Source organism: Geobacter grbiciae, assembly GCF_018531165.1.
Taxonomy (GTDB): Bacteria; Desulfobacterota; Desulfuromonadia; order Geobacterales; family Geobacteraceae; genus Geobacter; species Geobacter metallireducens.
Map to the genome: position 1 here is coordinate 141,588 of NZ_JAHDIW010000003.1, position 21,404 is coordinate 162,991.

General features: G+C 63.0%; 24 protein-coding genes. All 24 read left to right on the forward strand.

Annotated elements, in window-relative coordinates:
- The first annotated feature begins 213 nt into the window (after positions 1-213).
- The 24 genes from KJB29_RS06070 to KJB29_RS06185 all read left to right on the forward strand — a co-directional run bounded on the left by KJB29_RS06070 (position 214) and on the right by KJB29_RS06185 (position 21,313).
- Complete coding sequence (locus KJB29_RS06070) at positions 214-1,554, forward strand: TolC family protein (protein ID WP_215733821.1); 1,341 nt, start codon at positions 214-216, stop codon at positions 1,552-1,554.
- Positions 1,551-2,663, forward strand: coding sequence for an efflux RND transporter periplasmic adaptor subunit (locus KJB29_RS06075; RefSeq protein WP_215733822.1), 1,113 nt, complete (start codon positions 1,551-1,553; stop codon positions 2,661-2,663). Before KJB29_RS06070 ends, KJB29_RS06075 begins: the two co-directional genes overlap by 4 nt.
- 34 nt (positions 2,664-2,697) lie before the next feature.
- Complete coding sequence (locus KJB29_RS06080; RefSeq protein WP_187148457.1) at positions 2,698-2,835, forward strand: hypothetical protein; 138 nt, start codon at positions 2,698-2,700, stop codon at positions 2,833-2,835.
- A 10-nt stretch (positions 2,836-2,845) separates the two neighbouring features.
- Entirely contained in the window at positions 2,846-6,070 is a 3,225-nt protein-coding gene (locus KJB29_RS06085; protein ID WP_215733823.1) for an efflux RND transporter permease subunit, read from the forward strand.
- A gap of 118 nt (positions 6,071-6,188) precedes the next feature.
- Positions 6,189-6,617 (forward strand): C-GCAxxG-C-C family protein, encoded by a 429-nt coding sequence (locus KJB29_RS06090; protein ID WP_215733824.1) that lies wholly within the window; start codon positions 6,189-6,191, stop codon positions 6,615-6,617.
- 48 nt (positions 6,618-6,665) lie between these two features.
- The gene (locus KJB29_RS06095; RefSeq protein WP_215733825.1) at positions 6,666-7,064 is read left to right on the forward strand and encodes a DUF302 domain-containing protein; all 399 of its coding nucleotides are present in this window, start codon (positions 6,666-6,668) and stop codon (positions 7,062-7,064) included.
- A 21-nt stretch (positions 7,065-7,085) separates the two neighbouring features.
- Complete coding sequence (locus tag KJB29_RS06100; RefSeq protein WP_215733826.1) at positions 7,086-7,298, forward strand: YgaP family membrane protein; 213 nt, start codon at positions 7,086-7,088, stop codon at positions 7,296-7,298.
- Complete coding sequence (locus tag KJB29_RS06105) at positions 7,295-8,125, forward strand: MBL fold metallo-hydrolase (RefSeq protein WP_215733827.1); 831 nt, start codon at positions 7,295-7,297, stop codon at positions 8,123-8,125. The genes KJB29_RS06100 and KJB29_RS06105 overlap by 4 nt, the downstream gene beginning before the upstream one ends.
- Before the next feature lie 21 nt (positions 8,126-8,146).
- Positions 8,147-8,530 (forward strand): rhodanese-like domain-containing protein, encoded by a 384-nt coding sequence (locus KJB29_RS06110; protein WP_215733828.1) that lies wholly within the window; start codon positions 8,147-8,149, stop codon positions 8,528-8,530.
- A 114-nt stretch (positions 8,531-8,644) separates the two neighbouring features.
- Positions 8,645-9,052 (forward strand): bacteriohemerythrin, encoded by a 408-nt coding sequence (locus KJB29_RS06115; protein WP_215733829.1) that lies wholly within the window; start codon positions 8,645-8,647, stop codon positions 9,050-9,052.
- Between the two features lie 70 nt (positions 9,053-9,122).
- A complete protein-coding gene (locus KJB29_RS06120) occupies positions 9,123-9,380 on the forward strand; it encodes a chemotaxis protein (protein ID WP_246560607.1) in 258 nt (85 codons plus the stop codon).
- A 78-nt stretch (positions 9,381-9,458) separates the two neighbouring features.
- Positions 9,459-9,821, forward strand: a complete 363-nt coding sequence (locus KJB29_RS06125; RefSeq protein ID WP_004514294.1) for a response regulator — start codon at positions 9,459-9,461, stop codon at positions 9,819-9,821.
- Positions 9,818-10,324: a chemotaxis protein CheX gene (locus tag KJB29_RS06130; RefSeq protein ID WP_004514293.1), complete on the forward strand. Its 507-nt coding sequence runs from the start codon at positions 9,818-9,820 to the stop codon at positions 10,322-10,324. The genes KJB29_RS06125 and KJB29_RS06130 overlap by 4 nt, the downstream gene beginning before the upstream one ends.
- Positions 10,325-10,348: 24 nt before the next feature.
- Positions 10,349-11,446, forward strand: coding sequence for a response regulator (locus KJB29_RS06135; protein WP_004514292.1), 1,098 nt, complete (start codon positions 10,349-10,351; stop codon positions 11,444-11,446).
- Positions 11,447-11,623: 177 nt separating this feature from the next.
- Positions 11,624-13,732, forward strand: a complete 2,109-nt coding sequence (locus KJB29_RS06140) for a tetratricopeptide repeat protein (protein ID WP_004514291.1) — start codon at positions 11,624-11,626, stop codon at positions 13,730-13,732.
- A gap of 237 nt (positions 13,733-13,969) precedes the next feature.
- The gene (gene flgB, locus KJB29_RS06145) at positions 13,970-14,392 is read left to right on the forward strand and encodes a flagellar basal body rod protein FlgB (RefSeq protein ID WP_215733830.1); all 423 of its coding nucleotides are present in this window, start codon (positions 13,970-13,972) and stop codon (positions 14,390-14,392) included.
- The gene (gene flgC, locus KJB29_RS06150) at positions 14,392-14,835 is read left to right on the forward strand and encodes a flagellar basal body rod protein FlgC (protein WP_215733831.1); all 444 of its coding nucleotides are present in this window, start codon (positions 14,392-14,394) and stop codon (positions 14,833-14,835) included. The genes flgB and flgC overlap by 1 nt, the downstream gene beginning before the upstream one ends.
- Before the next feature lie 102 nt (positions 14,836-14,937).
- On the forward strand, positions 14,938-15,243 hold the full coding sequence (fliE, locus tag KJB29_RS06155; RefSeq protein ID WP_004514288.1) for a flagellar hook-basal body complex protein FliE: 306 nt from the start codon (positions 14,938-14,940) through the stop codon (positions 15,241-15,243).
- A 169-nt stretch (positions 15,244-15,412) separates the two neighbouring features.
- Positions 15,413-16,996, forward strand: coding sequence for a flagellar basal-body MS-ring/collar protein FliF (gene fliF / locus KJB29_RS06160; RefSeq protein ID WP_215733832.1), 1,584 nt, complete (start codon positions 15,413-15,415; stop codon positions 16,994-16,996).
- Between the two features lie 50 nt (positions 16,997-17,046).
- Complete coding sequence (gene fliG / locus KJB29_RS06165; protein WP_004514286.1) at positions 17,047-18,039, forward strand: flagellar motor switch protein FliG; 993 nt, start codon at positions 17,047-17,049, stop codon at positions 18,037-18,039.
- Positions 18,026-18,940 carry a FliH/SctL family protein gene (locus tag KJB29_RS06170; protein ID WP_215733833.1) on the forward strand — a complete coding sequence of 305 codons (915 nt, stop codon included), beginning with the start codon at positions 18,026-18,028 and terminating at the stop codon, positions 18,938-18,940. Before fliG ends, KJB29_RS06170 begins: the two co-directional genes overlap by 14 nt.
- Positions 18,933-20,258 carry a flagellar protein export ATPase FliI gene (gene fliI, locus KJB29_RS06175; protein WP_215734024.1) on the forward strand — a complete coding sequence of 442 codons (1,326 nt, stop codon included), beginning with the start codon at positions 18,933-18,935 and terminating at the stop codon, positions 20,256-20,258. The genes KJB29_RS06170 and fliI overlap by 8 nt, the downstream gene beginning before the upstream one ends.
- 59 nt (positions 20,259-20,317) lie before the next feature.
- The gene (fliJ, locus tag KJB29_RS06180) at positions 20,318-20,764 is read left to right on the forward strand and encodes a flagellar export protein FliJ (protein WP_215733834.1); all 447 of its coding nucleotides are present in this window, start codon (positions 20,318-20,320) and stop codon (positions 20,762-20,764) included.
- A 3-nt stretch (positions 20,765-20,767) separates the two neighbouring features.
- Complete coding sequence (locus KJB29_RS06185; RefSeq protein WP_215733835.1) at positions 20,768-21,313, forward strand: MotE family protein; 546 nt, start codon at positions 20,768-20,770, stop codon at positions 21,311-21,313.
- Positions 21,314-21,404: the final 91 nt, after the last annotated feature.

Genomic DNA, 21,404 nt, shown 5'->3' on the forward strand with positions numbered 1-21,404 from the left:
GAGTCTAAAGGCCCGCCCCCCCCCTTGTCAATTCATTTCACCCCCCAACCACTCCGCACATGAAATCCCCGGGCGTTTGCTGAGAGCCCTGACAAATTATCTCCTTCCGGTATACTTTTACGGTTGACACAATCAAGTGCAATACATATATATAAATCCATATATTTTATGTTCTGCTAGATTTGGCCGACATCAAGGAGAAAGGGACGTTCCGTGAAGTATTTCGCCGCAGGTTTTTTGTTGCTGGTTCTTACCCCGTCGTTCCTGCTGGCTGCCGAACCCTCGGTTGCCCTTAATGAAGCCCTGATCCTGGCTCTGAAGCGGAACCACCTGGTGAGCGGAGCCGCTTACGAGAAAGAGGCGGCGGTGGAGGGGGCGGCTGAGAGCCGCAGCCGGTACCTGCCCCGGATCGTGGCGGAAGAGGCGTTCAGCGCCTCAGATCTTCCCACCCGCGTTTTCATGATGAAACTGGACCAGGGGCGGTTTGCATCGAGCGACTTCGAACCCGGCAATCTGAATAGTCCTTCTTCCTACCATGACTTCCGCACGGCGCTTACCCTGGAACAGCCCCTCTTCGACCTGGGGATCGGCTACGGTCGGGAGATGGCAGAGCGGGAGGCGGAGCGGATGGGGTACCGGTTCGAGGGGCGCCGTGAAGATGTGGGGTTCGCAGTTTATGGAGCCTATCTGGGAGTGCAGCGGGCAAAGGCTGTCCTGGCTGCCGCCGAGAAGGACGTGGAAGAGGCCCGGGAGCACCTGCGGGTGGCCACGGTCCGCGGCCATGAGGGAACCGGGCTCAAGTCCGACGAATTGCGGGCAAGAACCTTCCTTTCCGAGGCGGAGGAGCGGACCATCACCGCCCTCAACGACCTGAAGCTGGCCAAAATGCGCCTGGCCCTCGCCGTGGGAGGCGGACCCGGGGAATCCCTCGATATCCGCGGGGATGTGACGGGTGAGGCGTTCCGCTTGAACGAGGATGAGATCGTGCGCCAGGCCGTTGCCAACCGCCGGGACCTGAAGGGGGCCGAAAAGGGGGTGGAGCGGGCCGAGGCCGCCGTGGGGCTCGCCCGTAGCGCCTGGTTCCCCACGCTTTACGCCGCTGCGTCCGTGCAGATGAACGACAGGGATGTTCCCTTCGGCCGCGACAACGACGGGTGGAGCGCCGGGGTGAACCTGCGCTGGGAGGTCTTTGACGGCATGGGAAGGATGCACGGGACGGCCAAGGCACGGGCCGAGCGGGACGCTGCCGCCCAGTACCTGGAGCAGTTCCGCAATGAAGTGGACCTCCAGGTGCGGGAGAGCATTCTGCGCCGGGCCGAGGCGGGAAAACGGCTGGAGGTGGCGCGCCATGCGCTTCTGGCGGCCGAGGAGGGATCCCGGCTCGTGAACAAGCGCTTCGCCAACGGCCTCGCCACCATGGTGGAGCTTCTGGATGCCCAGTCGGCCCTCAGCCGGGCGAGGACCGGACTCGTGGAGCGAGAGGCCGACCACCTGCTGGCAACGGCCAGGATATATTACACCGCCGGCATATTCCTGAAGGAGATGGCACCATGAGGATGCGGACAATCACCGTCCTTCTCCTTTTCGCCGCTGCCGTACTGACGTTTTACGGCTGCGGCGGGGGGAAGGAAGGAGCGGAGAAGAGAGAAAAACCCCCTGTCGTGACCGGGATCGCGGTGGAAAAGGTCGCCGCGGTGACGATCCCCGAAGGGATTGAAGCGGTGGGGACGGTGAAGGCCCGCAATGCCGCGGTGATCGCCGCCCGCATCCCCGGTACCGTCACCAGCGTCTTTGCGGTCGAGGGGGATCGGGTCGGGCGGGGGAAGGTTCTCGTGACCCTGGAGGCAACGGAGAGCACGGCCCAGGCGGCGGCCGCATCGGCCTCGGCGGAGGAGGCAAGGCGTGGGTTGGAGGAGGCCCGGGCCCGCAGGCGTCTTGCCGACGCCACTTTTGAACGTTACCACAACCTTTTCAGGGAGGAGGCCGTTACGCGGCAGGAACTGGATAACCGGCGTGCCGACAAGGATGTGGCCGACCAGGGGGTTGCCCGGGCCGAGGCCAGAGTTGCCGCAGCGCGGGAAGGCGCCCGGGCCGCCGGTGCCGTTGCCGGCTACACCCGGATCACCGCACCCCTGACCGGGGTGGTCACGGCGAAACAGGTGGAGCGGGGGATGACGGTCTTCCCCGGTACGCCGCTTCTCACCGTTGAGGAGGAGGGGAACTACCGCCTTGAGGTGGCGGTTCCCGAGTCCCTGGTGGCCAAGGCCAAGGTGGGCGCCACGGTGCGGGTGGCCGTGGATGGCGCCGGTGCGGCTGCATCCGGACGCATCGCCGAGGTGGTTCCGGCCGCCGACCCGGCGAGCCGCACCTTCACCGCCAAGGTGGATATTGCCGGCAAGGGGCTGAAGTCGGGGATGTTCGGCCGGGTCCTTTTATCCACCGGGGAAAAGAAGGGGATCCTCGTGCCACGGGGGGCGGTGCTGGAGCGGGGCGCCCTCACCTCGGTCTGGGTGGTTGACGGGCGCAACATCGCCCGGATGCGGCTCGTGAAGCCCGGAGCGGTCCAAGGGGATCGGATGGAGATCCTGACGGGGCTCACCGAGGGCGAGCGGGTCGTGACGAGCGGCATGGAGAAGGTTGTCGAAGGAGCGGAAGTCCGGTAGCACGGCTCCCATCATCCGTGGGGGGGTGCCTTGAGTGCGTCGCGACGATGACGATACCCGCAGCGGGAGGAGGTACCTTGTCTGGTTCCTCTGCTTTGTGGCGGTCTGGCTCCTGATTGTTGGCATCATCCTCGTGGTGCGCCACGGGTGGTCGTTCCCGGACATGGGATAAGGTACACGTAATGGAAAAACTCGGCGTCGCCGGAAACATAGCGAAAGCGTTCATCAACTCGAAGCTGACTCCCCTCATCGTGCTAGCCGCGCTTCTGCTGGGGGTCTACGCAGTGCTCGTGACCCCCCGGGAGGAAGAGCCCCAGATCGTCGTGCCGATGATCGACGTCTACCTCCCCCTGCCCGGTTCCACCCCCAAGGAGGTGGAGGAGCGGGTGGTAGTCCCCTTCGAGAAGGTCATGTGGGAGCTTCCGGGGGTGGAGTACGTCTACTCCATGAGTCGGCCGGGGATGGGGATCGTGACGGTACGCTTCCTCGTGGGCGAGGATATGGAGAAGTCCCTCGTCAAGCTCTACAACAAGGTGATGGAGAAGCGGACCATGCTTCCGCCGGGGGCGGGTGAGCCGATGGTCGTTCCGAAATCCATCGACGACGTCCCCATCCTGACCCTTACCCTCTGGTCCGACCGCTACGACAGCCAGACCCTGCGACGCCTCGGGCGCGAACTCTGCGACGAGCTGAAGAAGGGAACCAACGTGGCCGAGACCCGGATAACGGGCGGCCTCGGCCCTCAGCTCTCGGTCCGCCTCGACTCGGCCCGGCTCGCCGCCTACAGCCTCTCTCCCCTCCAGGTCATGGGCGCAATCCAGGGGGGGAATGCCCGGCTCTCCTCCGGCTCATTCGACGCGGGGAACCGGGAGCTCCTCGTGGATACCGGCAGCTTTATCGCCAGTACGGATGACGCCCGGCGTCTCGTGGTGAGCGCCCGCGACGGCCGTCCCGTCTATCTTTCCGATGTGGCAACCGTCGTGGACGGCCCCCAGGAGCCCCGGGACTACGTCTTTTTCGGCCTCGGGCCGGCGGCGGACCACAAGGGGATTTCCGGCAACCGGGCCGAGAGCTACCCCGCCGTCACCCTCTCCGTGGCCAAACGCAAGGGGGCCAACGCCACCTGGGTGGCCGAGGATCTTCTGAAGCGGGTGGAGTTTCTTAAAGGGAAGCTGATCCCCTCCGACGTGCAGGTGACGGTCACCCGCAACTACGGCGAGACGGCCAAGGAGAAGAACAACGAGCTTCTTTTCCATATGTTCCTGGCGGCCATCTCGGTCACAATCCTCATCGCCGTTTTCATGGGGTGGCGGGCCGGGGCCGTGGCGGCCATTGCCATCCCGGTGACCCTGGCCCTCACCATGCTGGTCTTCAACCTGATTGGCTACACCCTGAACCGGATCACCCTCTTCGCCCTCATCTTCTCCATCGGCATCCTGGTGGACGATGCCATTGTGGTGGTGGAGAACATCCACCGCTACTTCACCACGACCCGCTTCAAGCCCCTGGAGGCGGCCATCCGGGCCGTGGACGAGATCGGCAACCCGACGGTGCTCGCCACCTTCGCGGTCATCGCCTCCATCCTCCCCATGGGGTTCGTGGGGGGGCTCATGGGGCCGTACATGCGGCCGATCCCCGTGGGGTCCAGCATGGCCATGCTCCTCTCCATGTTCATCGCCTTCATGGTCACCCCCTACTTCGCGTACCGGCTCATGAAGGGGGAGTCCCACTTCGGGAGCGACGCGCCGGCCGAGGAGTCGAAACTTACCGCCTTCTACCGGAAGTGGATGGGGCGCCTGATCCATGACCGGAAGCTCCGCTACGGGTTCCTGACCGCCGTGGTGGTGCTGCTGCTCGTGTCGTGCTCCCTCATCTACTTCAAGCTCGTCACCGTGAAGATGCTCCCCTTCGACAACAAGAACGAGCTCCAGGTGATCATCGACACCCCCGAGGGGACGCCGCTGGAGGAGACGGCCCGGATCACCGCTGAGATGGCCGAGGCGTTGCGCACCGTGCCCGAGGTGACCGACTTCCAGACCTACGTGGGGACCAGCGCCCCCTTCAACTTCAACGGCCTCGTGCGCCACTACTACCTGCGGAGCGGCGCCAACGTGGCCGATATCCAGGTGAACTTCGTCCACAAGGAGGAGCGCACGGACCAGTCCCACGCCCTGGCCAAGCGGATCAGGCCCCTTTTGAAGAGCGTGGCCGACCGCCACGGTGCCCGCATCAAGGTGGCCGAGGTGCCGCCGGGGCCGCCGGTCATCTCGACCCTCGTCACCGAGGTCTACGGCCCCGACCAGGCGACCCGCCTCGACATCGCCCGGAAGATCAAGGCCATCTACCAGAAGGTGGACGGGGTGGTGGACACCGACTGGTACGTGGAGGACGACCAGCAGAAGGTCACCTTTGCCGTGGACCGGGAGAAGGCGGCCCTCAGCGGCATTGCCGTGGCGGATGTGGCCAAGACGCTGCGGATCGCCGTGGCGGGGATGGACGCCGGGATCATGCACCTGCCGGCGGAGAAGGAGCCTGTTCCTATCACCCTTCGACTCCCGGTGGCGCAGCGGAGCTCCGTGGCCTCCCTCTCCTCCATCTACGTGCCGGGCCCCCGGGGAAACGTGCCGCTTTCGCAGCTGGTGCGGGTGACCACCGGCATCGAGGACCAGACCCTCTACCGGAAGAACCTGAAGAGCGTGGTCTATGTGACGGGCGATGTGGCCGGGAAGATCGAGGCGCCGGTCTACGCCATCCTGCAGATGCAGAAGGAGATCGACAAGATAGCGCTCCCCGGCGGGTACCACATCGAACAGCGGGCCGCCACCCAGCCCTGGAGCGAGGAGCGCCCAGGCATCAAGTGGGACGGTGAGTGGCACATCACCTACGAGGTCTTCCGGGACCTGGGGCTCGCCTTCGGGGCGGTGATGATCCTCATCTACCTCCTCGTGGTGGCCTGGTTCAAGGACTTCACCACGCCGCTGGTGATCATGGCGCCGATCCCCCTGACCCTCATCGGTATTCTGCCTGGGCACGCCCTGTTCGGCGCCTTCTTCACCGCCACGAGCATGATCGGCTTCATCGCCTTGGCCGGGATCATCGTGCGGAACTCCATCATCCTCATCGACTTCGCCGAGCTGAAGCGGCGGGAGGGATTGCCGCTCGACGAGGCCATCATCGAGGCGGGAGCGGTCCGATTCCGTCCCATGCTCCTGACGGCGGCGGCGGTGGTGGTGGGGAGCTTCGTCATCGTCTTCGACCCCATCTTCCAGGGGCTCGCCCTGGCCATGATGTTCGGGGAGATCGCCTCTACGACCCTCTCTCGGGTGACGATACCAATACTCTATTATATGGTTGAAGACTGGAAGGAGCGCCACCGGAAACGCGACTTTTCCGCAATATCTGCGTAAGTCTTCGGGTTCGCTTGTGCGGCGTAGCGCTGCTACGCCTCCGCGCTCGCCCTCGACAGCCTTGATCTTGCGAAAAATTCACGTTTCCATCAAATACACCAAAAATTTTGGAGGTTCAATGTTCTGGCAGAAGAAACAAGTGACTCCCGCTGACGAGTCCGTGGCCGATAAGGTGGGGATCGAGGCGGAGGGGTTCTACCGTTCCGGGAAGATGCACTGTGCCGAGGCGGTGCTCATGGCGGCCCGCAACCAGTTTTTCCCGTCGATGCCCGAGGATGTCGTGGGGGCCGCATCGGGCTTTGGCGGCGGTTCCGGCGTGGGATGCGTTTGCGGCGCCGTGGCCGGCGGCACCATGGCCTTCGGCTTTGTCCTCAAGGATGACAAGCACAAGCTCAAGCGGGTCACGAAGGAGCTCCACGAGTGGTTCAAGCAGGAGTACGGCGCCTCCTGCTGCCGCATCGCCACGAAGAATGCCAAGGACAGGGGCGGGTGTGCCGTCCTGACGGGCGAAGTGGCGAAAAAGATGGCGGAACTTCTGGCGTCGTAGAACCGGGGCGGTCACGAGGATCGCCCCTACGGAACAGGGAGGTTTGACATGGAACTGACGACATCGTACGCATTCGGCAAGACGGTCGGGATGGGCTACGCCGAGGCCGTGGCCCGGGTCCGGGAGGAACTGGGAAAGGAAGGGTTCGGCGTCCTCACCGAGATCGACGTGACCGAGAAGTTCCGGGAGAAGCTGGGCCGCGACTTCCGGGATTACATCATCCTCGGGGCCTGCAACCCGGCCATGGCCTGGGAGGCGTTCCAGCGGGAGCTGAACATCGGGACGCTCCTCCCCTGCAACGTCTGCGTCTACACCGACGACGACGGAAAGACCGTCGTGATGATCATGGACCCGGTGGCGGCCCTCGGTGTCATCGGCAACGCGGAGCTGACCGAAGTGGCCGCCGCCGTGCGGCAAAAGATGGAGCGGGTGCTGGCCGCCCTGTAGCAAACGTAAGGAGAACAAACAATGTACATTGATCGCATGCTCAGAATCATCGCCGGGAGCTTCATCCTCATCTCGCTCCTCCTGGCCAACTACCACAGCATCAACTGGCTCTGGTTCACCGCCTTCGTGGGGCTGAACCTCCTCCAGTCGGGGTTCACCAACTGGTGCCCCATGATTACCATCCTGGAGAAACTGGGAGTGCCGCGCTTTCCTGAAGAGTGCTGCCGTAAATGACCCGGAGGATCACCATCCTCTGCGACAACACCGTGGGCCCCATCGCCGGCACCATTGGCGAGCACGGCTTCTCCGCCCTGGTGGAGTGGGAGGGGGGCGCGCTCCTCTTCGACACCGGCCGGGGGGAGGGGCTCCTCCCCAATGCCCAGCGGATGAACCGGGACCTGCGCCGGGTGGGGGCGGTGGCCCTCTCCCACGGCCACTACGACCACACCGGAGGGCTCTGGGGGCTCCTCTCCTCCTGCGGGGGGAAAGAGATCCTGGCCCATCCGGGGATCTTTGCCCGGCGCTATCGCGTGAAGGACACCGGCGAAGCCCTCTCTATCGGCATTCCCTATGCCGAGGAGTTTCTTCGGGGCCAGGGGGCCCGCTTCTCCTTTTCGGACCAGTTCCGGGAGGTGGGGCCCGGCCTCTTTCTCACGGGCGAGGTGCCCCGCACCGCCCCCTTCGAGAAGGGGGACGCGGGGCTCTTCTGTGACGATGCGGGGTGCGCCGCGGACCCGATTCGCGACGACCAGTCCCTCATTGTCCGGACGGAGCGGGGGCTCGTGCTCCTTCTCGGCTGCTGCCACGCGGGGCTCGTGAACACCATCGAGTGGGCCCGGGAGGCCACCGGCGTGCCCGAGATCCATGCCGTCATCGGCGGAACTCACCTCGGCTTCTGCGGCCAGAATCAGTTGGACGAGACGGTGGCGGCCCTCAGGGGGTATGGCGTGCGGAAGATCCTCGGGAGCCACTGCACCGGATTCGCCGCCGCGGCCCGGCTCCACCAGGAGTTCCCGGGCCGCTTCCATCCGGCCCACGTGGGATACACTATCGAAGTGTAAGAAACGAAAACGGAGTCACTCATGGTCATGAAACAGATTGCCATCATCCCGATGATTGTCCTGGCCCTGGCGGCCACGGTCCTGGCGGCCGGCTACCGCGACATCAAGGCCTCTGAGGCGAAGAGCCTCCTCGCCGCAAACAAGAAGGTCTTTCTCCTGGATGTTCGCACTCCCGAAGAATTCGGCCAGGGGCGGCTCCATGGGGCGGTCCTGATACCCATCAACGAGGTGGAGCGCCGCATCGGCGAGATCCCCCGCAACCGGCCTGTCGTGGTTTACTGCGCCGTGGGCTCCCGCTCGGGGCTCGTGGCCGGCTTCCTCTCCCGGAAAGGGTACCGGGAGGTATACAACATGGCCGACGGCATCGTTGGCTGGTACCGCAACGGCTTACCCATTCTCCGCTGAACCCTTCCAGATACGCCCTCTTATTTTTCTAAAGTTTACCTTCCGTTGGTCGATTGATAGTAGTACGTGACGGCGACGCCGTGCGATCACCATGACGAAGGAGACAATACCTCTATGGCGCTCATTACCTGGAACGACAGCCTGAGTGTGAAAGTGAAACAGTTCGATGACCAGCACAAGAAGCTCGTCGAAATGCTGAATCAGCTCTTTGACGCCATGAAGGCCGGCAAGGGAAGTCTGGTCGTGGGGGACATCCTCAAGCAGCTCATCGCCTACACGCAGACCCATTTCGCCGCCGAGGAACGGCTCATGAAGCAGTACGGTTACGCCGACCTCGAGATCCACAAGAAGGAGCACAACGCCCTTGTCGTGCAGGTTCTTGACCTCCAGAAACAGTTCCAGGACGGGAAAGCGGTTCTCACCCAGAATGTCATGACCTTCCTGCGGGACTGGCTCTCCAAGCATATCCAGGGCGACGACAAGAAGTACGGCGTCTTCTTCAACGGCAAGGGAGTGATGTAGCCGCTCGACCTTCCTGCCGGAATTTCTCTTCTTTCAGGCTCTTGTGGAACGGACCGTGCATGAGACACGGATGCCCGGGGTATTCCCGCGGCCGGGGAGGGAACTCGTGAACAAAGCGGGGGCAACGGTCAGAGGGATGGAGGAGGTGCTTCGCACCATCGAGGAATCGGCGGATGCGGCCAATCTCCTGGCTTTCGAAATGGCCATCGGGGGGTGGGAGACGGCACCGGTGCGTCAAGGCGACGATCAGCTTGCAGCGGCGGCGGACCGTGCCGTGCGGGCAACCGCCGACATGGCCTGCCTCTTGCGTTCCTCCGGGCTCCTTTGACGAACGGTTCAATTTTCTGACTCGTCGGGGCAACCCGGCATACTCTATCGGTTACAGAAGAAACGGAAGGAGAAAGGCATGGCCAACGTACTCATTGTGGACGATTCCTCAACCATGAGAAAGATCATCTCCCGTTCGCTTCGTCAGGCGGGTCTCCCCGTGGACGAGATCTTCGAGGGGGGCGACGGCATCGAGGGGCTCAATGTCCTTGCCGGCAAAAGCGTCGACCTCATTCTCTCCGACATCAACATGCCGAACATGGACGGCCTCGAGTTCATCAAGCAGGCCCGGGCCAACGGCTGCAAGGCCCCCATCGTCATGATCACCACCGAGGGTGGCGAGGACATCCTCAAACAGGCTCTGGAAAACGGTGCCAGCGACAGCATCAAAAAGCCCTTCACCCCGGACCAGCTCAACGAGAAGCTCGGAGGCCTCCTATGACCCTCGCGAGCGGTGTGGCCGAAGCGACCAGGCTTACCGAGGAGCAGGTTGCCGGCTTCATCATCGATGCCACCAAGGAAGTATTCAACACCATGGTGATGATGGAGCTGGAGGACCAGTACCCCCTCCAGGAGCCGGTTACGAAATTCCGCTGCAGCGTCACCGGGATGGTGGGGCTTGCCGGTACCTATTCGGGAATCCTTTCCATTCACTGTCCCTTGGAGTTTGCCCTGCGGATCACCTCAAACATGCTCGGCATGGAGGTGGACCAAGTGGGCGAGGATGTGAACGACGCCCTGGGGGAGATTGCCAACATGCTGGGCGGCTACGTGAAGATGGTCCTCTCCAAAGGCGGGATGGACCTCCACCTTTCGGTCCCGACGGTCATATCCGGCGAGGAGTACACCCTGAACGCCATGGCCGACAGCGACTGCGTCATCATTCCCTTCGTCAACGAGTCGCAGCGGTTCCTCGTGGGGTTGAAACTGCAGAAGGAAGCATAGATCTCAGCAGGAGCCTCTTGATCCATGGATGGGTTTACGAATCTCACCTCCATCATCGATAACGCCCTGAAGCAGACCGCCGAAGACAGCGGCATGCTTCTGGGGCAGGAACTCACCATCGGCGAAGCCGACATCATCGCCACGAACCGGGCCACCTACTTCTGCGACCTGGACGAGGTCTGTTTCGTGGCGGAGGTAACGGCCAGCGGTGAGTACCCCGGCACGTTCCACCTGGTTTTCGGGTTGCGGGACGCCATCTGCATGAGCGGTTTCCTCCTTGGCATCCCCTCTGCCCGCATCAACGAGAAGCGCCGCCTCGCCATCATGGAGACTGACGACGCCGACGCCTTCTCCGAGATCATCAACCAGGCAATCGGATCGTTCAACACGGTTTTCCAGCCGGCCTTCGAGAACAAGGTTCACCTGAAGGTAGTTCCCCCCAAGAAGTTTGTCCCCGAGACCACCGAGATCACCGACACCGAACCGATTCCCGACGGCGAGTATCTCATGTTCCGCGCCCGCATGGAGATGCCGGGGCTGGAGATGGGGAATTTTGACATCCTCATGCCGCGGGGGCTTGCCGAACTCTTCGATCCGCCGGCGGAAGAGCCTGAACCGGTTCCCGAAGACTCAGGCAGCGACAGCGAAGAGGGGGATGAGGCGGCTGCTGCTGAGGAGGAGTTCGTCGCAACGCCGGTGGTCGCTCCTGTGGCCGAAGAGGGCGAGGCGGCGTCTGCCGTGGTGGAAAGCTGCGCCCGCAGGGTCCTCATCCTCGAAGACGACGAGACCGATCGCCAGATGGTGCGGGAACTCCTGGAAACCCGCGGGTTCGAGCTGGTGGAAGCCCGGCTCGATGCCGACATCCGTGAGATATTCTCCCAGGGGGGCGTACGGCTCGTGGTGCTCGGCATCCACAATAACGACGACCGCGACATGTCCCTTTGCATCAAGATCAAGGCCATCGCCCAGGGCGAGACCCTTCCCATCATCATGTGCGCCCGGGAATGGACCCGCACCGCCGTGCTCAAGGCGGTCAGGTACGGCGCCCGCGACATCATCCTCAAGCCCTACCAGGAGGACGACGTGCTGGCCAAGGTGGAAAAGTTCCTGAACGCCGCATGATTTTCCACCCTGGTCCCGTTTGTCAAAATTGTGACATAAACGGACCTCTTTTGACGTCACCCTTCCCCTCGCCCCTCTCTATCGTCCCGAATCCCCCTGTTTGACGCCTCGCCGTAACGGCACGACTTTTGCCGTTCGTGATGGGGGGATTGCGCCCCGGACTTCACTCAAGGTGTCATGACCGTGAACAGATTACTGAAAACAGCCCTCGGCTGCGCCCTCCTGCTCCTGACCATCCTGGCGACAGCGGATCCTGGCCGGGCCGACGACCGGAACCGTCTCCGCCGCATTGACGTCAGGCCCCGAAGCGGATTCACGCGGCTTATGCTCAAGCTCGATCGGGAACCGGCTTATACGCTGACCCCTCTTGCGGGAAACCGGGTGCGGGTCACGCTGCGGGATACCGACGGCGCCCGATGGAAGCGGCTCCGCTCCTACAGCGACCCCAACATTGCCGGCTGCGCCGTTGCCAGGCGTCGGGGGGATCTCCTCGTCACCGTGGGTGTCAAAGGTGATCCCCGCGGAGTGAGGGCCATCGCCATGCCGGGAGTGGCGGCGCTCACCCTCGACGTGGGGAGCCGCCTGGCCCCTTCCCGCACCTCTCCCTTCGCCCAGGGGCGTGATGGAATCAAGGTTGGGGTCGAGCAGCTTGTCTCGCGCTTCGATCCTCCGGTGAAGAGCGACATCCCCTTTGTACCCACCGACCGCCGCGTCCTCCAGAAAGTGCTCACCCCCGAGGAGGTGGATATCGTTCTCGCCGGCGAGGCTGCCCTCTACCGGGGGCAGGGGAGCGAGGCCGAAAGGATATTTGCCCCCATCGTCACCGTTCAATCGCCGGTGAAAGCCCTGGCCTACTACCGTCTTGGCGAGGCCCGCACCATGCTCCAGAAATACGGCGAGGCCCTGCGGGACTTTCGGGAGGGGGAAAAGCTCCTGCCCGAGTTCCTGGCCCAGTCGCCAGGAACGGCCTTTGCCTACGCCGATGCCGTAGTCCGCAGCGGCGACCTGGAGGGGGGGCGCAGGATGCTGGGACGCCTCATTGCGAGCCTTGCCGACAAGAAGTTTGCGCCGGTGCTCCTGGTGAGGCTGGCCGACATCCTTTCCCGCCAGGGGAAGGAGATGGCGGCAGAGGCCATCTACCGGACTGTCGCGGAAAACTTCCCGGACAACAAGGCGAAGTGGCAGGCACGGATGAAGCTTGCCGACCGCAAGTTCATGACGATCGAGCCGGCCACCTTCAGGGGGCTCGTGGACGAGTATCTGGAGATCAACCGGAACAGCGACTTTTCCCTCCGTGAGGAGTCGCTCTTCAAGGCGGCGCTTCTTACCGCCCTCTTCGGCGAGGCCCCGGACGGCTTCGCCCTCGTCTCCGAGTACGAAAAGAAGTTCTCCCGGGGCACCTACATAAGCGTCGCCCGGGGGATGCGGGAAGAGCTCATCGTGCCGATGGTCCGGGTGTTGATTCAGGCCAAGGATTTTCCTGCCCTCATCACGCTGGCCCAGGAGAACCGGGACTACCTGGGGAGGTGCATCGCCGATCCCGATTTCGTGCGCAGCCTCGTCATCGCTTTTGCCGATCAGGGACGCTTCTCGGAAGAAGCGGAGCTCTTCTCGTACCTGGCCGGCAAGGATTGGAGCGCCCCCCAGGCACCCGAACTCTACCGTCGGATCATCGAGGCCGCGGAGCGGACCGGCGACATCCCCTTGCTGGAAAATTCAGCCGACAACTTTCTGAGGCGCTTTCCCGATCATCCCCTGGCCCAGGGGTACCGGGAGCGGGTGGCGGCCCTCGACTACAGCCGGGGAAATCTGCCCAAGGTAGCGGCGCGGCTCGCCCCCCTCCTGACGGGCAAGGGGCGTCCCGATGACGTGGAAAGCTACTACATCCTTGGCAAATCCCTGGAAAGCGCGGGCAACAAAAAAGACGCGGAGCGGGCCATGATCCTCTTCCTGTCAGAACTCCGACAGCGGGGGGGGACGTCGGAACTGGCGCCCGACGCCCATTACGTGGCTGCCTCGGCCCGGCTTGCGAGGGGTGACCGGAAAGGTGCCATGGAACTCCTCCGGGCCGGGAGTACCGCGGCCCCCGAGGCCCAGCGGGACCCGTTCCTCTACAAGATGGGGGAGATTGCCCGCCTTGAGGGGCGCAACGACGAGGCCGCCGGCCACTTCAAGGCGGTTGCCGACAAGGGGAAAGACCCCGTCTGGCAGCAGATGGCCGCCCAGGCCCTGGCCGACATGGAGCTGAAAAAGAAACTGGCGACGCAGGTGAAGCTGTCAAAATAGTGACCTGTCGATAGTTAACTATCATCCCGGAAACGTTCGAAACACAGAGCAACAGAGCAACAGAGCAAATTCGTTCAGGCCTGCCTTCAAGACAACCAGGACTATTTTGAATCAAATCTTTGATTTCTCAGTTGCTCAGTTGCTCTGTGTTATTGAGTTTTGTGAGGTTTTCAGGTTGATTTCGTTCCATGGTACGCCTTTTGCTGAACAGGTTGCGTAGGAACAAGGAGGACCCCAATGCCGATTGACAAGATATTTGGAACCACGGTGGATCTTCTGGCCAAGAGCATCGATCTCCGCTCCCGGAGCCACACCATGATTTCCGCCAACCTGGCCAACGTCGAGACCCCCAACTATACCCCCACGGCCCTTTCCTTCGAAAATGAGCTCAAGGGTGCCCTCAAGGGGAAAAAGGTGGGAACCCCGGCCATCACCCATCCGAAGCACATCCCCCTCAAGGGGCAGAGCAACTCCGTCCAGCAGGTCCAGGGGACGGTGATCGAGACCCCCTCCCTCTCCCCCGGCAAGGACTATAACGGGGTAGACCTGGAGACGGAGATGTCCCGCATGGCGGAAAACCAGATCATGTACAACGCCTCGATCCAGATCCTCTCCAAGCAGTTCAACGAAATCAAATCCGCTATCAGGGAGAATAAATAATGGATTTCTTCAGCGCCATGCAGATCAGCTCTTCCGCTCTCTCTGCCGAGCGGACGCGGATGAACCTCATCTCCTCCAACATCGCCAACGCCAACTCCACCCGCACCGCCGAGGGCGGTCCTTACAAGCGCAAGGACGCCGTCTTTGCCGCGACCCCGGCTGCCGAAAAGTTCCAGGCGGCCATGGAGCGGATGCGCCGCGGCGCAAGCCCCGCCGGGGTCCAGGTGACACAGGTCATCGAAGACCAGAACCCGCCCCGGCTCCAGTACGACCCCACCCATCCGGACGCCAATCCCCAGGGGTACGTGGCGCTTCCCAACGTGAACGTGGTGGAGGAAATGGCCGACATGATCGCCGCCACCCGGGCCTACGAGGCCAATGTCACGGCGGTGCAGGCCGCCAAGGGTATGGCCCTCAAGACCCTGGAACTCGGGTCACGCTAATCGGTTTCATTTTTTTGACGTAAAAAAAGGTGCGACGCAGGCACCCTATGGAAGTTTATCGGCCGCACGTATTGAAACGCTAGAATTCTTCAGGAGGGAGTCGTGATAGACGGAATCGAAAGCGGTATAGGCCTGGGTCAGGCATTTCCCGAAATCGGCGCGAAAAGTGCCAAACCGGCCAATATGGCCGGCGACGCGGGTAAATTCTTCGGCGAGCTGGTCTCCAAGGTGAACGAGCTCCAGTCCCAGTCGGACTCTGCCGTTCAGGCCCTCGCCACCGGAGAGTCCCAGGGGCTCCACGAAGTGATGATCGCCATGGAGAAGTCGTCCCTTGCCTTCCAGTTCCTGGGCCAGGTCCGGAACAAGGCCATCGACGCGTACAACGAAGTCATGCGCATGCAGGTCTAGGTGGGAGGTGAGCGCTGAAAAACGCCCATCTGCGTTGTTCCCCTCACCCTCGTTCGCTGCGGCGTAGCTGGGCTACGCCTCACTCCTCGGGTTCGGGCGCCTAGCATCTGGGCATTTTTGAGCGCTCACTGTGGAAGAGAAGCGTGAAAAGAAAAAACCGGAGTCATAAATGCCTGAAGGTCTGAAAAAATTGTTGGAGCCGTTCATGGCCCTTCCCCCCGCGAAGCGGTGGATCGTGGGCGGGGTCGTGGGGGTGTCGATCATCGCCTTCGCCCTCCTGATAATGGTCGCCAACCGGACCGACTACCGGCCCCTCTTCACCAACCTCACCACCGAGGATGCCGGCGAGATCGTCACCAAGCTCAAGGAGCAGAAGGTTCCCTACCGGATCGCCGCCGACGGCAAGGCAATCCTGGTCCCCTCCGACAAGGTCTACGATCTCCGCCTGACCATGGCTTCCGCAGGGCTTCCCCAGGGGGGCGGGGTCGGCTTCGAGATCTTTGACCGAAAGAACTTCGGCATGACCGAGTTCGTCCAGAAGCTCAACTACCAGCGGGCCCTCCAGGGGGAACTCTCTCGGACCATCGGCCAGATCGCCGGGGTGGAGCAGGCTCGGGTCCATCTGGCAATTCCCGAAAAGGCCCTCTTCAAGGAGGACGAGAAGCCCGCCACCGCCTCGGTGGTGCTCAAGGTGAAGGGTAATCGCCAACTCAATGACAGTGATGTTCAGGGGGTCGTCCATCTCGTGGCTTCCTCCATCGAGGGGATGAACCCGGAGCACGTGACCGTCCTCGACCAGAAGGGGAAGCTCCTTTCCAAGAATGGACCCACCGACGCCGCCGGCAAGATGACCGCCTCCATGCAGGAGGTGCAGCGGACCTACGAGCGGGGCACCGAGGAGCGGCTCCAGTCGCTCCTGGACAAGGCGGTCGGTTCTGGCAAGTCGGTGGCCCGCGTGTCGGCGGTCTTCGATTTCCGGCAGGTGGAGCGCTACGAGGAGAAGTACGACCCCGAAACTGTGGTCCGCAGCGAGCAGCGCAGCGAGGAGAGCATGGGAGGCGCCAACGCCACGGCGGGAGTCCCGGGGGCACAGACGAACCTGGGCCGCACCCCGGCCGGCGCCGGCGGCGCCACCGGCCCTAACGGAAGCAAGAACGATGAAACCCTCAACTACGAGGTGAGCCGCTCCACGGCCCGGACCATCGAGCCGGTGGGAGCCCTTTCCAAGGTGTCGGTGGCGATCCTCGTGGACGGCAAGTACGACGCCCCGGCCGCCGGCAAGGACGGCAAGAACGCCAAGCCCAAGTACACCCCCCGCTCCCCCGTCGAACTCCAACAGATTGAGGCTCTGGTCAAAGGCGCCGTCGGCTTCAACGCCGGCAGGGGTGATCAGGTGACGGTGGCGAACATCCCGTTCCAGGATACCGCCGAGGCGGGCACTGACGAGGGGAGCCAGTGGTGGAACGCGCCGATCTTCCTCTCGCTCCTCAAAAATGGCCTCATCGGCTTCGGCTTCCTGGCGCTCCTTCTCTTTGTGGTGCGCCCCCTCATGAAGATGCTGAAGCCCGAGAAGCAGACCAGCTTCGAACCGATTTCCGCTGCCGAGGAAACCCTGAACCAGATCGCCGAGGTCCACCGTGCCCAGATCCAGAACCAGACCATCCGGCAGGTGGAACTCATGAACAAGGTGAAGGAAGAGCCCTACCAGGCCGCCCAGATCCTCCAGAACTGGCTCCGCGCCAAGGAACAGTGATCCTTTAGCATGAACCACCATCCCATCCCACGTTTTCCGAGGCTCTGACCATGGACGGTACCGACAAGGCTGCCATTCTGCTCCTCTACCTGGGTCCCGACGCGACTGCCAGCGTATTCGAGCATTTGGACGATTCCGAGATAAAGCAGATATCCAAGAGCATGGCGAAGCTGGGCCATGTCCCCCATTCCGTCATCCAGGACGTGGTCAACGAGTTCACCGAGATGACCAACCCGGAAACCGGCATCTTCTCCCAGGGGGAGGAATTCGTCCGCAAGATCCTGGAGCAGACTCTGGGGCCCCAGAAGGCCGAGATGCTCCTCAAGGAGATCAGTTCTTCCAGCTTCGGCGACATGGTTGACATCCTGGCCAACCTGGACGGCAAGACCATCGCCAACTTCCTCTCCCAGGAGCATCCCCAGACCATCGCCGTCATCCTGGCTAAACTGCGGGCCAAGCAGACCGGCGAGATCATCGCCATGCTTCCCCAGGAGCTTCAGGCCGAGGTGGTGATGCGGATCGCCGACGTCGATCAAGTGTCACCGGAGATCCTCGAGGACATCGACGAGGTCATCAAGCGGGAGCTGACCGCCATGGGGGGCATCCAGCGCTACAAGGTCGGCGGTGTGGAAAAGGTGGTCGACATGTTCAACTACCTGGACCGGAGCAAGGAGAAACAGATCCTCGACAAGCTCGACGTTCTCAATCCGCCGTTGGCCGAGGTCATCCGCAAGCACCTCTTCACCTTCGACGATATCTTCAAGCTGGACGACCGCTCCATCCAGGGAATCATGCGCGAGCTCTCCAACGACACCCTGACCCTTGCCATGAAGACCGCCCCCGACCAGATCAAGGAGAAGATCTTCCGCAACATCTCCAGCCGCGCCGCCGAGATGATCAAGGAGGACCTGGAGGTCATGGGCCCCGTCCGCCTCTCCGACGTGGAAAAGGCCCAGGGGGAGATCATCAAGATCGTCCGCCGTCTGGAGGAAGAGGGGAAAGTGGTGCTGGCGGGCCGCGGAGGCGACGATGTTCTCGTCTAAGGGACGGTCGAGGATCATCAAGGCGGGGGAACCCTCTCTCCACACCCCCCAGGGGTTCACGTTCTGCCGCATCCTGGCCGAGGCCCCATCCCAGGAGCCACCCGAGGAACTGCCGCCAGGCGCGTCGGGATTCGTTCCCCTCTCCCTCGGTTTCGTGTCCGGCGGGGAGGAGCCTCCCGATCCTGTCGCGTCCATTGCCGAGGATCCGGATCCGCCCATGCCGAGCCTGGAGGGGATGATCGTACTCTCCGAGGAGGATTTTCAGGCCAAGGTGGACGAAGTCTACCGCAACGGCATGGACGAGGGGCGTCGCCAGGCGGAACGGGGACTGGCCAACGTCTTCAAGTCCCTGCGCGACGGCGTGTCGGCCGTGACGGGGTTGCGGAGCCGGGTTTTCAAGGAGAGCGAGGAGGATATCCTCAAGCTCGCCGTCATGGTGGCCCGCAAGATCGTCCAGCAGGAGATCACCCAGGATCCGGCGATCCTCGCCTCCATCATCGCCGCTGCAGTGGGGGGGTGTACCGAGCGGGACCGGGTGGTGGTGCGCCTCAATCCCAACGACTACACGGTGGTGGCGGCAAACCGGCAGGCGTTTCTGGCAGGCCTTGGCGACGACGTTCCCATCACCCTCACCCCCGACGACGGGGTGGGGCCGGGGGGCTGCCTCGTGGAGACCGCCACGGGGACGGTTGATGCCCGCATCGAGTCCCAGCTGGACGAGATCTACCGCACGCTTCTCGAAGAGCGGAGCGCGCCTGTGGAAACGGCATTGCCGGCACCCGCGGAGCCGGAGCCCCGGGGCGAGCTTCCCCTTCCCGGCGCCGACGACGTGATCCCCTCCTTCTCGGGGCAGGGGGCCTGGCTCAAGGGCGATGAGGAGACAACCAGTGTCGATGGATAGGATCGACCTGGCCCGCTATCTCGCCGCCGTGGAGAATACGAAACCGATCCGCTTTCACGGCAAGGTGACCCAGGTGGTGGGGCTCGTCATCGAGGGGTATTGCCCCGATGCGGCCGTGGGAACCCTCTGCCACGTCCATCCCCACGACGGCGATCCGATCCCGGCCGAGGTGGTGGGGTTCCGCGACAACAAGACGCTTCTCATGCCCCTGGGGGAATTGCGCGGCGTGGGGCTTGGGAGCCTCATCTCCGTCAAGCGGAAAAAGTCATCCCTCGGCGTCGGCCCGGGCCTTCTGGGACGGGTCATCGACGGTCTCGGTGAGCCTATTGACGATAAAGGTCCCCTCGCGACCCGCGAAGAGTATCCCATCTACGCCAATCCCGTGAACCCCATGAAGCGCCGCCCCATCAGGGAGCCCCTCGATCTGGGGATCCGGGCCATCAACGGGCTCCTCACCTGCGGCAAGGGGCAGCGTGTCGGAATCATGGCCGGCTCCGGTGTCGGAAAGTCGACACTGCTCGGGATGATAGCCCGCTACACCGAGGCGGACGTGAACGTCATCGCCCTGATCGGCGAGCGGGGGCGGGAGCTGCGGGAATTCATCGAGAAGGACCTTCAGGAGGAGGGGCTGAAAAAATCGGTGGTCGTGGTGGCCACCAGCGATCAGCCACCCCTGGTGCGGATGCGGGGGGCCTACATCGCCACCACCATTGCCGAGTATTTTCAGGCCCAGGGGAAAAAGGTCCTCCTCATGATGGACTCGGCCACCCGCTTCGCCATGGCCATGCGCGAGGTGGGGCTGGCCATCGGCGAGCCACCGACAACCAAGGGGTACACCCCGTCGGTCTTCGCCGCGCTCCCCAAGCTCCTGGAGCGGACCGGCAACTTCATGGACGGGAGCATCACCGGCCTCTACACGGTGCTGGTGGAGGGGGATGACTTCAATGAGCCGGTCTCAGACGCCATGCGGAGCATTCTCGACGGCCACATTATCCTGAACCGCGAGCTGGCGGCGCGGGCCATCTACCCTCCCATCGACGTCCTGGCCAGCGCCTCGCGGGTCATGATGGACGTGACCGAGCGGGGCCAGCAGCAGTTCGCCTCCCGCTTCAAGGAGCTTCTGGCGGCCCACAAGCAGGCGGAGGACCTGATCAATATCGGCGCCTACAAGCCGGGGTCCAACCCGACCATCGACTATGCCATCTCCAAGATGGAGGGGATGGTGGGGTACATCCGCCAGGGGATCCATGACGGGGTCACCATGGAGCAATCGGTTACGGCACTCGGAGACATTTTCGATGAAGGAATGGCACTCTGATTGCACATTCCCTGGTAAGAGAAAAGTCTTTCTGATTCCGAGCGATTCGGGAGCATGCCATGATGCAAAACCATAACAACGGGTTCCAGCTGCAGCAGGTCCTCAACTACCGCAAAGAGATCGAGAAGGTGCGCAAGGTCGAATTTGCCACTGCCAAGCGCGAGTTCGAGAGCGCCACCGAGGTGCTGGAGCGCCACAAGGCGGAGGCGGACCAGGCCCGGGTCGAGTACAACAACAAGCAGGCCTCCGTGGTCAATGCCGCCGAGCTCCAGATGTATGCCGACTTCTTCCGGCGCAAGACCGGCGACATCCAGTCCCAGCGCGTGCAGGTGGACTCCCTTGGCCGGGAGATGACCGAGCGCCGTGAGGAGCTCATGGACGCCGCCAAGGACAAGAAGGCCCTGGAGCTCCTCAAGGAGAGGCAGATGGCGGCACTGCGGCGGGAGCGGGCCGAGAAGGAACGGGCCTTCCTCGAAGAGCTGGCCATCCAGAAGGCCCGGCGGTAACCCATGCGGAAAGCGACGTACATACCGTTTGTGGCGGCGACGGGGTTCCTCCTCCTCGCGCCGCCGATTTGTACTCCCCCCTCTGTCGAGGCCCAATCCTCCGGAGGGGGCAGCACGCGTCCCGCCGTGGCCGCGCCCGTCTATCCGACGACGGGCACCAAAAACGGCGTCAGCGAAGCCGCGTCCCTGGAACTGAAGAAACAGCAGCTCTCCGCCAAGGAAGCGGCCCTCGCCGTTAAGGAGCAGGAGCTGAAAGCCCTGGCAGCTACCCTTGAAGCGCGGGTGAAGGAGCTGGAGGCTGCCAAGGCGGGGCTGGACCGTTCCCTGGACGCCCGCAAGAAGGTGCAGAGCGCCAACTACCAGAAGCTCCTCAAGGTCTACAAAGGATTGAAGCCCCAGGAAGCGGTGAAGCTCCTGGACGGCCTCTCCGAGAACGAGGCCCTGGAGCTCCTGAGCGAGATGGACCAGAAGCGGGCCACCAAGCTCCTCCCCCTTATCAAGAAGGAGAGAGCGCTCAAGTGGACCCGGCAAAATCTTGCGGCCCGGTAGGGCACTGAAAAAATTAGAGTTCTGTGTTTTTGGTTTTTGTTCTTTGACAATCACATAGGTTTCAGAAACGTGGATTTTTCGCAAGGTCAAG

Excerpts from the sequence above, each read along its gene's own strand:
- KJB29_RS06075 (WP_215733822.1), top strand. The coding sequence starts at position 1,551 with ATGAGGATGCGGACAATCACCGTCCTTCTCCTTTTCGCCGCTGCCGTA.
- KJB29_RS06085 (WP_215733823.1), top strand. The coding sequence starts at position 2,846 with ATGGAAAAACTCGGCGTCGCCGGAAACATAGCGAAAGCGTTCATCAAC.
- KJB29_RS06090 (WP_215733824.1), top strand. The coding sequence starts at position 6,189 with ATGTTCTGGCAGAAGAAACAAGTGACTCCCGCTGACGAGTCCGTGGCC.
- KJB29_RS06095 (WP_215733825.1), top strand. The coding sequence starts at position 6,666 with ATGGAACTGACGACATCGTACGCATTCGGCAAGACGGTCGGGATGGGC.
- KJB29_RS06100 (WP_215733826.1), top strand. The coding sequence starts at position 7,086 with ATGTACATTGATCGCATGCTCAGAATCATCGCCGGGAGCTTCATCCTC.
- KJB29_RS06105 (WP_215733827.1), top strand. The coding sequence starts at position 7,295 with ATGACCCGGAGGATCACCATCCTCTGCGACAACACCGTGGGCCCCATC.
- KJB29_RS06110 (WP_215733828.1), top strand. The coding sequence starts at position 8,147 with ATGGTCATGAAACAGATTGCCATCATCCCGATGATTGTCCTGGCCCTG.
- KJB29_RS06115 (WP_215733829.1), top strand. The coding sequence starts at position 8,645 with ATGGCGCTCATTACCTGGAACGACAGCCTGAGTGTGAAAGTGAAACAG.
- KJB29_RS06120 (WP_246560607.1), top strand. The coding sequence starts at position 9,123 with ATGCCCGGGGTATTCCCGCGGCCGGGGAGGGAACTCGTGAACAAAGCG.
- KJB29_RS06125 (WP_004514294.1), top strand. The coding sequence starts at position 9,459 with ATGGCCAACGTACTCATTGTGGACGATTCCTCAACCATGAGAAAGATC.
- KJB29_RS06130 (WP_004514293.1), top strand. The coding sequence starts at position 9,818 with ATGACCCTCGCGAGCGGTGTGGCCGAAGCGACCAGGCTTACCGAGGAG.
- KJB29_RS06135 (WP_004514292.1), top strand. The coding sequence starts at position 10,349 with ATGGATGGGTTTACGAATCTCACCTCCATCATCGATAACGCCCTGAAG.
- KJB29_RS06140 (WP_004514291.1), top strand. The coding sequence starts at position 11,624 with ATGACCGTGAACAGATTACTGAAAACAGCCCTCGGCTGCGCCCTCCTG.
- flgB (WP_215733830.1), top strand. The coding sequence starts at position 13,970 with ATGCCGATTGACAAGATATTTGGAACCACGGTGGATCTTCTGGCCAAG.
- flgC (WP_215733831.1), top strand. The coding sequence starts at position 14,392 with ATGGATTTCTTCAGCGCCATGCAGATCAGCTCTTCCGCTCTCTCTGCC.
- fliF (WP_215733832.1), top strand. The coding sequence starts at position 15,413 with ATGCCTGAAGGTCTGAAAAAATTGTTGGAGCCGTTCATGGCCCTTCCC.
- fliG (WP_004514286.1), top strand. The coding sequence starts at position 17,047 with ATGGACGGTACCGACAAGGCTGCCATTCTGCTCCTCTACCTGGGTCCC.
- KJB29_RS06170 (WP_215733833.1), top strand. The coding sequence starts at position 18,026 with ATGTTCTCGTCTAAGGGACGGTCGAGGATCATCAAGGCGGGGGAACCC.
- fliI (WP_215734024.1), top strand. The coding sequence starts at position 18,933 with ATGGATAGGATCGACCTGGCCCGCTATCTCGCCGCCGTGGAGAATACG.
- fliJ (WP_215733834.1), top strand. The coding sequence starts at position 20,318 with ATGATGCAAAACCATAACAACGGGTTCCAGCTGCAGCAGGTCCTCAAC.
- KJB29_RS06185 (WP_215733835.1), top strand. The coding sequence starts at position 20,768 with ATGCGGAAAGCGACGTACATACCGTTTGTGGCGGCGACGGGGTTCCTC.